The sequence below is a fragment of the Proteus sp. G2674 genome (assembly GCF_009915195.1).
GTDB lineage: Bacteria > Pseudomonadota > Gammaproteobacteria > Enterobacterales > Enterobacteriaceae > Proteus > Proteus mirabilis.
Genome location: NZ_JAABLS010000025.1, coordinates 64,091 through 77,570 on the forward strand (window position 1 = coordinate 64,091; position 13,480 = coordinate 77,570).

Below are 13,480 nucleotides of genomic sequence, written 5' to 3' on the forward strand. Positions count from 1 at the left end.
TGCTTGCTCTCTAGCGGTAGATGATGCCGCTAGAGATATTAAAACAAAATAATTAATTGGTAAGATTAACCGCTTTCTCAATTGCTTGAGTGAGTTTAGTGAGCTTTTCAGGTGATATAATATAAGGAGGCATAATATAAATCAGTTGGCCAAAAGGCCGTATCCAAACCCCTTCATCGACAAAGTATTTCTGTAGTTTAGCCATATTGACTGGCTCAACCATTTCTACGACACCAATAGCACCAAGTACCCGCACATCTTTAACGCTTTTTGCTTGCTTTAAGGGTAATAATTCGGTTTTAAGTTGAGCTTCAATTTGGGCGACTTGATTAACCCAGTGACCTTGTTCTAATAGCGATAAACTAGCATTCGCCACCGCACAGGCAAGAGGATTCCCCATATAGGTAGGGCCATGCATAAAGCAACCTGCATCACCTTGGCTGATAGTATCGGCAATATGGCGTGTAGTTAACGTGGCAGATAGCGTCATATAACCACCTGTTAATGCTTTACCTACACACATAATATCGGGGGAGATCCCCGCGTGTTCACAAGCAAATAATTTACCGGTTCTGCCAAATCCAGTGGCGATTTCATCGGCAATTAATAACACATTAAATTCATCACATAACGCTCGAGCTTGTGTTAAATACTCTGGGTGGTATATGCGCATACCACCAGCCCCTTGGACGATTGGCTCTAGCATCACAGCGGCAATATGTTGATGATGTTGCGCTAATGTGGTGCGTAAAGCGTCTATATCAGTAGCGTCCCACGGTTGATAAAATCCGGTTTTTGGCGCTTCGACAAACAGATGATTCGGCAGGTAGCCTTTGTAGAGACTATGCATCGAATTGTCAGGATCACACACCGACATCGCGCCAAAAGTATCACCATGATAACCGCGTTTTAATGCCACAATGCGCTGGCGTTTTTCACCTTTTGCCTGCCAATATTGCAATGCCATTTTTATCGCCACTTCAACCGCTACAGAGCCTGAATCAGCGAGGAAAATACACTCTAGTGGTGCGGGAGTGATAGCCAATAGTTTTCGACATAGAGCAACCGCTGGGGGATGGGTGATACCGCCAAACATCACATGGGACATTGCTGCTAGTTGTTCTGTTACCGCCGTATTGAGTTCAGGGTGGTTATAGCCGTGGATCGCAGCCCACCATGAAGACATACCATCAATTAATTGTTTGCCATTCGCTAAAGTGAGTTCAACCCCTTTTGCACTTACGATTGGATAAGCCGGTAATGGGTTACTCATCGAGGTATAAGGGTGCCAAATATGGCGTAAATCAAAAGCAATATCATCGGGTGTCATTTTACTTTCCAGTTAATCATGTAAACCTAGTGTGATCAATTTTAGTTGACATGATAACCCTATTATTTAAACTGGCAATCACTTTTGAACAGGAGAATGTATTGTGAGTACGTTAAAACGTTGGACATTAAAAGAAGCTAGGGCACTGTTTGATATGCCATTTTTAGATTTGGTTTTTCAAGCGCAACAAGTGCATCGTCAACATTTTGATCCTTCACAAATTCAAGTCAGCACCTTACTGTCGATAAAAACAGGCGCTTGTCCTGAAGATTGTAAATATTGTGCCCAAAGTGCGCGCTATAAAACAGGGTTAGAAAAAGAGCGCTTAATGGAAGTACAACAAGTGATTGAATCAGCCAAAAAAGCAAAAGCAGCAGGTTCAACCCGTTTTTGTATGGGCGCGGCTTGGCGTAATCCACATGAGCGTGATATGCCTTATCTTGAGCAGATGGTCAAAGAAGTGAAAGCGCTAGGTATGGAAACCTGTATGACATTGGGTAAGCTTGATGATTCACAAGCCTCACGCTTAGCACAAGCTGGACTGGATTTTTATAACCATAATCTTGATACATCACCTGAGTTTTATGGCAGCATTATTACCACCCGGACATATCAAGACCGTTTAGATACCTTAGATAAAGTACGTAATGCTGGCATTAAAGTGTGCTCTGGAGGCATTTTAGGTTTAGGGGAAGAGGTCAAAGATAGGGCCGCTATGTTAGTGCAATTAGCTAACTTACCGCAACCGCCGGAAAGTGTACCTATCAATATGTTAGCCAAAATTAAAGGTACGCCACTGGCTGATAATGAAGATGTCGATCCCTTTGATTTTATTCGGACTATTGCTGTTGCTCGTATTATGATGCCTCGCTCTTATGTGCGACTTTCAGCAGGGCGTGAACAAATGAGTGAACAAACGCAAGCATTCTGTTTTATGGCTGGCGCAAACTCCATTTTTTATGGTTGCAAATTATTAACGACCACGAATCCCACTGAAGATAAAGATCACCAATTATTCCGTAAGCTTGGTTTAAATCCTGAAAGATTATCTGTCTCGATGGGCGATCAGCAACAAGAAGACGCGTTGCTACAAGCTGTTGCTGAAAAAGACACCGAACAATTTTATAACGCGGCACTGTAATGAGTTGGCAAAACTATCTAGATAAGCGACTTAATGAGCGTAGAAATACGCCATTATGGCGAAAAAGACAGGTGATCCAGCATAGTAATGGACGCTATTTAACCACACTGTCTGGTGATAAATATGTTAATTTTTCTGGTAACGATTATTTAGGGATAAGCCAACATCCTGATGTTATTCAAGCGTGGCAACGTGGTGCGAATGAATATGGTATAGGGAGTGGGGGATCGGGTCATATTACCGGTTTTACACAGGCCCATCAGCAGTTAGAGCAACAACTCGCTGACTGGTTAGGGTACGATCATGCGCTATTATTTTCTTCAGGTTATAGTGCTAATCAAGGTGTTATTGCGACATTACTTGAAAAAGAAGATGCCATCATTGCCGATAAACTTTGTCATGCTTCATTAATGGAAGCGGCTATCTTATCACCGGCGAGTTTATGGCGCTTTTTGCATAATTCTGCGCCATCTCTATCTCAGCGACTTCATAAAACCTCTGCGAATAAAAGCTTAGTCGTGACAGAAGGGGTTTTTAGCATGGATGGTGATAAAGCGCCATTAGCGGCTATGGCAGAAATAAGTCAACAGCATCAGGCGTGGTTAATGGTTGATGATGCGCATGGTATTGGCGTGTTAGGTAAAGAAGGTAAAGGGAGTTGCCATGAAGCAGGGATTAAACCTGAGTTATTAATAGCGACTTTTGGTAAAGCCTTTGGTATTAGTGGTGCGGCTGTACTGTGTAATAAGGCGACTGCTGAGTTTTTCGAACAATATTCACGTCACTTAATTTACAGTACCTCAATGCCCCCTGCACAAGCCGTTGCTTTACATGCAGCGTTAAAAGTTATTAAACAAGATGATGAAGGACGAGAATATCTTCAACAACTTATTAGCTTTTTCCGTCAAGGTGTCTCATCACTTCCTGCCACATTATTACCTTCACAAACAGCCATTCAACCGCTAATTATTGGTGATGAACTACGCTGTCAACAACTTTCAGACTATTTACAACGTGAAGGTTTCTGGGTAAAAGCGATCTTTCCACCGACTGTACCCCCTCACAGCGCACGTTTACGCATTACTTTAACGACTCGTCACCAAATTTCCGACATTGCGATGTTAATCGAGCTCCTTCATGGTTTCTTCAATCAAAACAGATAAACAGCAGATAGCCCAGTGTTTTAGTAAAGCGGCTAGCCATTATGATCATCATGCCTCTATTCAACGTTATAGTGGCGATAAATTGATGTATTTAGCTCGCCACCAAGCTGGGGATAGGGTGCTAGATGCGGGGTGTGGCACTGGGTATTTCAGTCAAAAATGGCGACAACAAGGACGGTTTGTTATCGCACTTGATTTATCTCATGCCATGTTACAAGTGGCGAGACAACAACAACGGGCTAATTGTTATTTACAAAGTGATATTGAGCACTGTGCGATCACCCCCCACAGCATAGATATCGTTTTTAGCAATTTAGCTATGCAGTGGTGTGATGATCTTGCCATTGCGGTAAATAGCTTAATGAGTGTCGTCAATCCACAAGGGGCGCTCTATTTTTCTACGTTAGCAACATCAACGTTACAAGAGGTACGAGATGCTTGGCAGTTTCTTGATAACCACCAACATGTTAACCCGTTCCTCTCTTACCAACAGATTGAACAAGCCTGTAGTGGTTTTCAATATCAATTTGTGACTGAAAAGGTGACAGAACAATATGCATCATTGCCTGAGCTTTTTGCCTCATTAAAAGGGGTAGGCGCGAATTTTGTACAAGGAGAACGGCCAAAAGGATTAATGACACGCCAAAAACTGCGTCAATTAGAGCAAGTTTGGCGCAAAACAGACTCTGGTAAATATTTACTTACTTATGAACTCGTTATAGGAAAGATTTCTCATGGCTAAAACATGGTTTTTAACAGGAACAGATACCGAAGTCGGTAAAACCGTCGTAAGTAGTGCATTATTACAATGTGCTACACAACAAGGATATCAAACGGCGGGTTATAAACCTGTCGCATCTGGTAGCGAATGGTTACCTGAAGGTTTACGTAATAGTGATGCATTAACGTTACAACAGTTTAGTAGTGTCCCTTTGGCTTATCAACAAGTGAATCCCTATTGCTTTGAAACCCCCACATCACCTCATATTGTGAGCGAAGAGACAAAACAACCTATTGATTTTCAGGTTATGTCCAAGGGGTTATCTTATCTGCAACAACGCGCAGATTGGGTATTAGTTGAAGGTGCTGGGGGATGGTTTACGCCACTATCAGCAAACCAATTCTTTGCAGATTGGGTGATTGAAGAAAAATTACCCGTTATTTTAACGGTGGGTATTAAATTAGGTTGTATTAATCATGCATTATTAACGCAACAAGCTATTTGGCAATCAGGGTTGACTTTAGCGGGTTGGGTAGCAAATGAAGTAGAGCCTGCCGGGCGGTATCAACAGCAGTATTTAGCTACTTTAATGGCGCATATTAAAGCACCACTTTTAGGTAAAATTCCTTATTTAACACAAGACGTTAAACAACATAATTTTACCTCTTATCTTGATCTCTCTTATCTCAAATCACATTGATACATCATCATTGAGTCAATTTTAACAGCTTATTTTCATGTATAAAAAAATAAAAAAATTATTTTTTTGCTAAATATTAGGGTTATTTTTAATAAGAAAAAAAGCTGTAACCTACCGTGGTATAAGCACTTTGTTCAGTTATCCACTATTCCTGTGGATAACCTTGTGTATTACCATAATAAAAATACGCCAAATATAGAGAATACAAGGCATTGCTAAAGATTGGTGTTATTCTCAACTTTTATTTTTTATTGTTTATTATTAATAAGTTAAATAAAATCAATAGTGCGAAAGCGTCAACTTACTCTCAGTGATTTATCCCTAAAATAAGGGGTTGATTTTTTAAAAAACTTTTTGATTAAAATCTGGGGATAACTTAAATCCGTTATTCAGATTATTTTTTGTAAGATAGAGATTGAAGCTGGATTTTTATCCAGTATCATAAGGAGTGTCTGCGAGGAGATAAGAATATGAGCAAAGTTTTTAAACTGCATTCAGAATTTAAACCCGGTGGTGATCAACCTACTGCTATCGCTTCATTATGTGAAGGGTTAGAAGATGGACTTGCTCACCAAACCTTATTAGGGGTAACCGGATCAGGTAAAACCTTCACTATTGCCAATGTGATAGCTAACCTAAATCGTCCTACTATGGTATTAGCGCCAAACAAAACGCTAGCTGCACAGCTTTATAGTGAAATGAAAGAGTTTTTCCCTGAAAATGCGGTGGAATACTTTGTCTCTTATTATGACTACTATCAACCTGAAGCCTATGTGCCAAGCTCCGATACCTTTATTGAAAAAGACGCCTCTGTTAACGAACATATCGAACAAATGCGTCTATCGGCTACAAAGGCACTCTTAGAGCGTAAAGACGTTATTGTGGTCTCTTCAGTTTCAGCTATTTATGGTTTGGGTGATCCGGATAGCTATTTAAAAATGATGCTACATTTAAGCAATGGCATGATTATTGACCAACGTGCGATTTTACGCCGACTTGCTGATTTGCAATATACCCGCAATGATCAGGCTTTTCAGCGCGGTACTTTCCGAGTCCGTGGTGAAGTGATCGATATCTTTCCTGCTGAATCTGATGACTACGCTTTACGTGTTGAATTATTTGATGAAGAGGTTGAGCGTTTATCGCTATTTGATCCTCTCACAGGACAAATTCATTACAATGTGCCACGTTTCACCGTCTATCCTAAAACCCACTATGTTACGCCGCGCGAGCGTATTCTGGATGCGATGGAAAAAATCAAACAGGAGCTAGCTGAAAGACGTAAGGTGCTATTAGCCAATGATAAATTGGTTGAAGAGCAGCGAGTTACCCAGCGCACTCAATTTGATTTAGAAATGATGAATGAATTGGGGTATTGCTCAGGTATTGAAAACTATTCCCGCTATCTTTCTGGCCGTGGGCCTGGTGAGCCACCACCAACGCTATTTGATTATTTGCCTGCTGATGGGTTATTAGTGATTGACGAATCACACGTTACTATTCCGCAAATTGGCGGCATGTATAAAGGCGACCGCTCACGTAAAGAGACGTTAGTGGAATATGGCTTCCGGTTGCCTTCTGCGTTGGATAACCGACCATTGCGTTTTGAAGAGTTTGAAGCATTAGCACCACAAACCATTTATGTCTCAGCAACACCGGGCAAATATGAGCTAGAAAAATCAGGTAATGACATTGTAGAACAAGTGGTTAGACCTACAGGCTTACTTGATCCGGTGGTTGAAGTTCGCCCTGTTGCCACACAGGTTGATGATTTATTATCAGAAATACGTATACGAGCAGCTAAAAATGAACGTGTATTAGTGACAACATTAACAAAACGTATGGCGGAGGATTTGACCGAATATCTTGAAGAGCATGGTGAACGGGTACGTTATTTGCACTCAGATATTGATACCGTCGAGCGGGTTGAAATTATCCGAGATTTACGTCTAGGTGAATTTGATGTGCTGGTGGGGATAAACTTACTTCGTGAAGGGTTAGATATGCCCGAAGTCTCTCTTGTGGCGATTTTAGATGCAGATAAAGAGGGATTCTTACGTTCAGAACATTCGCTTATTCAGACGATTGGTCGTGCTGCTCGTAACCTTGAAGGTAAAGCTATTTTATATGGCGATAAAATAACAGATTCTATGGCGAAAGCCATTGGTGAGACAGAACGTCGTCGGGAAAAACAGCAACAATTTAACCTTGAACATGGCATTGTGCCAAAAGGCTTGAATAAGAAAATTGGTGATATTCTTAAGATTGGTCAACCGACTCAAGGCCGTAATAAGAAAGGACATAAAGCGGTTGATACTCATGAAGATTATCCATTACTTTCTACGGCTGAATTAGAAAAAGAAATTCAGCGCTTAGAAACGGAAATGTATCAACATGCTAAAGATCTTGAATTTGAAAAAGCGGCTCAAACACGGGATAAATTACAAACTTTGCGTGCGCAATTTATTGCTAATTCTTAATAAGAAAATGTAAGTAGATAGGCTTACAAAGAGCGTTATAGCTTTTATAGCGCTCTTTTTTTGTTCTCTCTTTGTCAATTATTATCTATTTTGTTATTCCCTTCCTGGCAATCAACTGTTTAAATATTACAACTAACAAACAGTCAATGATTTACAAAGATAAAAAAGACATTAAGGATAGTGAATGAGTGGTTATGTGTATGCAGGGTTTCCAAGCTCTGTAGGAGTCATTATTGGTGGTTTTTTCCTCGTGATACTTTTTAAGTGGTTACGATTTGCATTGCAAGACAATAAATTACCCACTGCTACAATGCCAGCAACAACAGAGCCTGAGCTCGTTTTATCGTCTCCAGCAACAGAAAGCCCAGTAAATCAGTTATTACCCAAAGAATGGGGATTATATGTCGCAGCCCCTTATGCGGTAATGAATGAGTGGGCATATAACGAATATAATCAAGGTAAAGATGATGGTGGGCTATCAGCGGCTTGGGGAGTTAATGATCGGTGGGATTTAATCTACCAATTATTTTGGTTGCTGACTCAAGGTCATACCAATGACTTTTACCAGTTACGTGACCAGATTTTGAATGGTAAAGAAGAAGATATTCAATCATTAAAAAACGATATTTTATTATCTGATTTAACTGAAAATGATAAAAATGAACGTTTATGGCAAATCGATATGATGAACACCAATCGAATGAATATCCAAAATGTAAAATATCTTATTTGGGATCTTTGTCGTTTTAACAAGCTTTGCTTAGAAGGCTGCCAACAAGGTTATATTACCCAGCAAGAAGCACAAACATGGTCATTAATGAGTGCATCAATGCTACGTCGTATTTATGATGGTTGGGAAGATATGTGGCAAAACTTTATTGCTACTCGTTGGTTATGGGCAAGTGGTGATCAAAATTGGGCATCATCACATCAAACATTTTCCGATGTCGTACAAAATATACTCAAAGCAGAAAATACCTTAGCGACAGAAGAAAACTGGGTGATGGAGCTACCGCCATTAGATTTAATGTCTTTTACACGAGCCGTAGCTGGATTAGGTTTTATGAAAAATGATGTGCCTATGTCACTGGCTGAAATAGAAGAAATGATCAGCGAACGCATTACTTTAAAAACACTTAATAGCTAATTGTCTATTTGTAAAACAAAATTACACAGTTAAAGTAAGAAAATAATCTTATAAAGACTAATTAACCGCACTGAGATAGATAATGATTTTAGTGCGGTTTTTTGATTGGTATAACGATTAACTCGCTGTACAAGCGGTATTACGTTGACCTAATTGCTGAAGTGTTAATTCAATAGCTTTACTTAATAGGTGCCTATCATGACGGTAAGGAATATCTTTCGCCTCTAATTGCGCTTGAACAATTAATCGTCCTTTCATTGATTCATATTGTGTTTCTGGACTAATAATCACAGCATCAATAGTTTGTAAGCCAATATAGGTTTCCATCATGGCGATTTTATCTGACATCGTCATACTTGCAGCCGCAGGGCTAAGCTCTTTACCTAAATTACCAATATAAATAGTAGTGGCACTGCTACGACGTAATGCTTTAGCTAAATCAGGTAGCAACAATAAAGGCATCAAACTGGTAAAAAAACTGCCCGGGCCAATTAAAATTAAATCAGCTTGCTCAATGGCTTCAATGGCTTCTCGTGTGGTGGTGACGTCTGGATAGAGTTTTAATTGACGAGGCATCCTCGGTAAATTATCTACATTGACCTCACCATATATTTCATTTCCTTCATCATCAATGGCCATTAAATCAACCGCTTGTTCTGACATAGGAATAAGATGAGCATTGACTCTAAGTAGACCGCGGATAAGATTAATTGCTTCTAATGGGCGAACGCTTAAGTTATCTAAGGCCTTTAGCATAAGATTACCTAAGTTGTGTCCAGCAAGCTCTCCCGTACCTGAGAAACGGTATTCAAACATCGCAGAAGCAACGGAAGGCTCTGTGATTAATTGATTAATACAATTGCGCATATCTCCCCACGCGATACCGCCTTCGTCTTTACGAATACGTCCCGTGGAGCCACCATTATCTGTTGTCGTGACAATCCCCGTAAGGCGAGTTCCTAAATAGGAGAGTGCTGAAAGCACACGTCCAAGGCCATGACCTCCACCAAGGGCTACAACACGATCTAAATCACTTAGCGTGCGATTTCGCATAATTGTCTTACTCACTTTTAAAAATTTGCCGCTAATTTATCACAATTATAATTTAAGCCTATGATCACGGCGTGATTTCATCACATTCTTAATCTTGAATGAGTATCGATTGCTGGTTATTTAGACAAATAAAAGGGAAGAGTAAGGGGAGTGTAAATAGAATAAAAATAAAAAAAGTGTTGTAAGTCGTTGTATTTTAAATTATATAACGAAAACAATATTCGCTTTTTATTAAATAAACAGGTAAAATCCACACATAAAATATTGGTATAAGAACCTGTTAAAAACAGGTAAAGATTAACTCCTAGCCTTAACATCTAAGTCAACAAGCTTTATCCAAAGGATATGATGTTCTGGCCGTGACTAACTAAGTCACCAGGGTGCACGGTAGAAATGCCCGCATCTCCCGAATTTGGAAAGGTGTTATTATGCAACAACTTGTTGATGCGTTTTCCCGCAAATTTTTCTATTTACGTCTATCAATCACAGACGTGTGTAATTTCCGTTGCACTTACTGCTTACCTAATGGCTACAAGCCAAATGGTCATAAGTCCTTTCTATCACTGGATGAAATCCGCCGACTGACTCACTCTTTTGCTGAATTAGGCACAGAAAAAATCCGTTTAACGGGTGGTGAGCCTACGATGCGTCGAGATTTTACTGATATTATCGCGACTATTAATGAAAACCCAGCCATTAAAAAGATTGCTGTGACAACAAACGGCTATCGTTTAGCCCGTGATGTTGCACAATGGCGTGATGCGGGGCTAAGTGCGATAAATGTCAGTGTTGATAGCTTAGATCCCCGCCAATTTCATGCCATCACCGGGCAAGATAAATTCCATCAAGTGATGGAAGGAATAGACGCTGCTTTTACGGCAGGTTATGACAAAGTGAAAGTCAATGTTGTGTTAATGCGCAACGTAAATGATAAAAACTTGCCTGATTTTCTCCATTGGATCAAAGACAGACCGATACAACTACGCTTTATTGAACTAATGGAAACTGGTGATGGTAGTGATGTTTTTAATCGCTTTCATTTATCTGGTGAAGTGATCCGTCAACGTTTACTTAACGAAGGTTGGCTACAAATTCCTCGCGCCCGTAGTGATGGGCCAGCTCAAGTCTTTACTCATCCTGATTATCAAGGTGAAATTGGTCTTATCATGCCTTATGAAAAAGACTTTTGTGTCACCTGTAACCGTTTACGCGTTTCTGCGATTGGTAATCTTCATCTTTGCTTATTTGGCGAAAATGGTATTCCTTTACGCGATTTATTGGCTGATGATGCACAACAACAAGCTCTACAACAGCGTATTCAGGGTGGACTTCTTCATAAAAGAGAAACACATTTTCTTCATCAGGGCGATAGTGGTATTACCCCTAATCTTTCTGTGATTGGTGGATAAGTTTTTTCGCTCTGTTATTTAGTTAATTTCAGGAGTTGTGCATGTCTCAACTAACTCATATTAATGCTGCCGGTGAAGCGCATATGGTGGATGTTAGCGCCAAAGCTGAAACCGTACGTGAAGCGCGAGCAGAAGCCTTTGTTGAAATGTCAGCAGAAACCTTAGCAATGATAACCGAAGGTCGACACCATAAGGGAGATGTCTTTGCTACCGCACGTATTGCGGGTATTCAAGCAGCCAAAAGAACATGGGAATTAATTCCTTTATGTCACCCATTGATGTTAACCAAAGTTGAAGTCCATTTAGAAGCCCTTACAGACTCAAATCGTGTGCGTATTGAATCAGTGTGTCGCTTAACGGGTAAAACGGGTGTTGAAATGGAAGCACTCACTGCCGCATCAGTGGCCGCATTGACTATCTATGATATGTGCAAAGCAGTACAAAAAGATATGGTCATAGGATCTGTGCGTTTATTAGAAAAAACCGGTGGTAAATCGGGACACTTTAAGGTGGATGCATGATTAAGGTTCTTTTTTTCGCCCAAGTGCGTGAATTAGTGGGTGTTGATTCACTGGAATTACAAAATGATTATCCAACAGTGGATGATTTACGCCGTGCTTTAATTAACAAAGGCGATCGTTGGGCATTAGCGCTTGAAGATGGCAAATTGTTATCCGCGGTAAATCAATCCTTTGTTCAAGGCACTTATGCCATTAAAGACGGTGATGAAGTGGCTTTTTTCCCACCTGTAACAGGGGGCTAAGATGAGTACATTGACCCGTATATCAGTCCAAAACGAACATTTTAATGTTGGTGATGAATATCAATGGTTGTCAGAGTGTGAAAGTGATGGTGCGGTCGTCACTTTTACAGGAAAAGTGCGTAATCATAATTTAGGTGATGAAGTTAATACGCTAACTCTAGAGCATTATCCTGGTATGACAGAAAAGGCGTTAAATGACATTGTTGAGCAAGCACGCGCGCGTTGGCCTTTACAAAGAGTCAGCGTTATCCACCGTGTTGGCCAATTAAATATTGGTGAAGAGATCGTGTTTGTTGGTGTGACCAGCGCACATCGCCATAGTGCTTTTGAATCCGCAGAATTTATTATGGATTTTTTAAAAACGCGCGCACCTTTTTGGAAAAAAGAGGGGCTATCAGCTAACCAAGATAGGTGGGTTGATGCTCGCCAAAGTGACTATGATTCAGCTAAGCGTTGGGAATAATTCATCAAGTGAAATCAAAGACAACATCACTTTACTTAAATTTATTTTACGGTGACATTCTATACAGTTTATTTCGTGGAAATGTAACATTAGTGTGATAAAATTAATCACTAATGAGTCCATAATGGGCTCTTTACTGAAATAAACGTTATCGTTAAATTCAACGTTATCACTATGATTAAAGGGTAATCATCATGGATCGATTTTCACGTTCAAATGATTCAATCGTACAGCGCACTGGTACAGGTCTACAAACCTTTATGGCGCAAGTGTATGGCTGGATGACTGTAGGTCTGTTACTTACTGCATTTGTTGCTCTGTATGTTGCATCCAGCGCGACTTTAATTGAGATGATCTTCACTAATAAGATCTTTTTCTTCGGTTTGATTATCGCTCAATTAGCATTAGTTTTTATATTATCCGGTATGGTACATAAAATGAGTGGTGCGCTTGCTACAACCCTTTTTATGCTCTATTCCGCATTAACAGGTGTCACTATTTCGAGTGTGTTAATTGTTTATACTTACTCCTCTGTTGCTAGCACTTTCTTTATCTGTGCGGCAATGTTTGGTGCATTAAGTGTTTATGGTTACACCACTAAACGTAGTTTAACTGGGATGGGTAGCTTCCTGTTTATGGGGCTTATCGGTATTATCATTGCTTCTATTGTTAATATCTTTATGCAAAGCAGCATGATGAGCATGGTTATCTCTTACGCAGGTGTACTGATTTTCGCTGGTTTAACCGCATATGACACACAAAAATTAAAGGATATGGGTAGCGAAATTAATCAAGAAGATAAAGAAAATATGCGCCGTTACTCAATTATGGGTGCATTAACGCTTTATTTAGATTTTATCAACCTGTTCTTAATGTTACTACGTATTTTAGGCGATCGTCGTTAATCATAAACTGCGTCGTTTAATAACCGCATAGTTAAATCCCATAACCTCTTCAGTTATGGGATTTTTTGTATTTATAAAATACGGGCAGCAAGTCGTTATTTATAGCGTGAGATGTTTATTCTTACCCAAAGCACCGTAAAATCCCGTCCTTCAGGTCGGGGATATAAGGCGCGGTTTTTTAACTAACTAGGTGTTTCCTGTTGCT

At 40.0% G+C, this 13,480-nt stretch carries 13 protein-coding genes and 1 riboswitch; of the genes, 11 read left to right on the forward strand and 2 right to left on the reverse strand.

What is annotated here, in order from left to right:
- Positions 1-52 precede the first annotated feature (52 nt).
- Positions 53-1,330 (reverse strand): adenosylmethionine--8-amino-7-oxononanoate transaminase, encoded by a 1,278-nt coding sequence (gene bioA, locus GWI58_RS12050; RefSeq protein ID WP_017827749.1) that lies wholly within the window; start codon positions 1,328-1,330, stop codon positions 53-55.
- A 103-nt stretch (positions 1,331-1,433) separates the two neighbouring features.
- Between bioA and bioB the strand changes: the two genes are divergently transcribed.
- The 6 genes from bioB (at position 1,434) to GWI58_RS12080 (ending at position 8,682) form a co-directional block, all read left to right on the forward strand.
- Positions 1,434-2,471: a biotin synthase BioB gene (gene bioB, locus GWI58_RS12055; protein WP_017628468.1), complete on the forward strand. Its 1,038-nt coding sequence runs from the start codon at positions 1,434-1,436 to the stop codon at positions 2,469-2,471.
- On the forward strand, positions 2,471-3,634 hold the full coding sequence (gene bioF, locus GWI58_RS12060; RefSeq protein WP_094960201.1) for an 8-amino-7-oxononanoate synthase: 1,164 nt from the start codon (positions 2,471-2,473) through the stop codon (positions 3,632-3,634). Before bioB ends, bioF begins: the two co-directional genes overlap by 1 nt.
- Positions 3,609-4,376, forward strand: coding sequence for a malonyl-ACP O-methyltransferase BioC (gene bioC, locus GWI58_RS12065; protein WP_004252148.1), 768 nt, complete (start codon positions 3,609-3,611; stop codon positions 4,374-4,376). The genes bioF and bioC overlap by 26 nt, the downstream gene beginning before the upstream one ends.
- Positions 4,369-5,055, forward strand: a complete 687-nt coding sequence (bioD, locus tag GWI58_RS12070) for a dethiobiotin synthase (protein WP_004244465.1) — start codon at positions 4,369-4,371, stop codon at positions 5,053-5,055. The genes bioC and bioD overlap by 8 nt, the downstream gene beginning before the upstream one ends.
- A gap of 470 nt (positions 5,056-5,525) precedes the next feature.
- Positions 5,526-7,535, forward strand: coding sequence for an excinuclease ABC subunit UvrB (gene uvrB / locus GWI58_RS12075; RefSeq protein ID WP_161769197.1), 2,010 nt, complete (start codon positions 5,526-5,528; stop codon positions 7,533-7,535).
- A gap of 184 nt (positions 7,536-7,719) precedes the next feature.
- The gene (locus GWI58_RS12080) at positions 7,720-8,682 is read left to right on the forward strand and encodes a DUF1266 domain-containing protein (protein WP_161769198.1); all 963 of its coding nucleotides are present in this window, start codon (positions 7,720-7,722) and stop codon (positions 8,680-8,682) included.
- A gap of 117 nt (positions 8,683-8,799) precedes the next feature.
- On the opposite strand, the gene GWI58_RS12085 is transcribed toward GWI58_RS12080, so the two are convergent.
- Positions 8,800-9,735, reverse strand: coding sequence for a gluconeogenesis factor YvcK family protein (locus tag GWI58_RS12085; protein WP_004244471.1), 936 nt, complete (start codon positions 9,733-9,735; stop codon positions 8,800-8,802).
- Between the two features lie 289 nt (positions 9,736-10,024).
- Positions 10,025-10,174, forward strand: a riboswitch (molybdenum cofactor riboswitch).
- Here GWI58_RS12085 and moaA point away from each other — a divergent pair.
- From moaA to GWI58_RS12110, 5 genes are all read left to right on the forward strand, one after another.
- Positions 10,164-11,144, forward strand: a complete 981-nt coding sequence (gene moaA, locus GWI58_RS12090) for a GTP 3',8-cyclase MoaA (protein WP_004244473.1) — start codon at positions 10,164-10,166, stop codon at positions 11,142-11,144. Its footprint overlaps the riboswitch before it by 11 nt.
- A 41-nt stretch (positions 11,145-11,185) precedes the next feature.
- A complete protein-coding gene (gene moaC, locus GWI58_RS12095; protein ID WP_046335109.1) occupies positions 11,186-11,665 on the forward strand; it encodes a cyclic pyranopterin monophosphate synthase MoaC in 480 nt (159 codons plus the stop codon).
- Complete coding sequence (moaD, locus tag GWI58_RS12100) at positions 11,662-11,907, forward strand: molybdopterin synthase sulfur carrier subunit (protein WP_004244475.1); 246 nt, start codon at positions 11,662-11,664, stop codon at positions 11,905-11,907. The genes moaC and moaD overlap by 4 nt, the downstream gene beginning before the upstream one ends.
- Before the next feature lies 1 nt (position 11,908).
- Entirely contained in the window at positions 11,909-12,370 is a 462-nt protein-coding gene (gene moaE / locus GWI58_RS12105; protein ID WP_004244476.1) for a molybdopterin synthase catalytic subunit MoaE, read from the forward strand.
- Positions 12,371-12,564: 194 nt separating this feature from the next.
- Complete coding sequence (locus tag GWI58_RS12110; RefSeq protein ID WP_004244477.1) at positions 12,565-13,275, forward strand: Bax inhibitor-1/YccA family protein; 711 nt, start codon at positions 12,565-12,567, stop codon at positions 13,273-13,275.
- Positions 13,276-13,480: the final 205 nt, after the last annotated feature.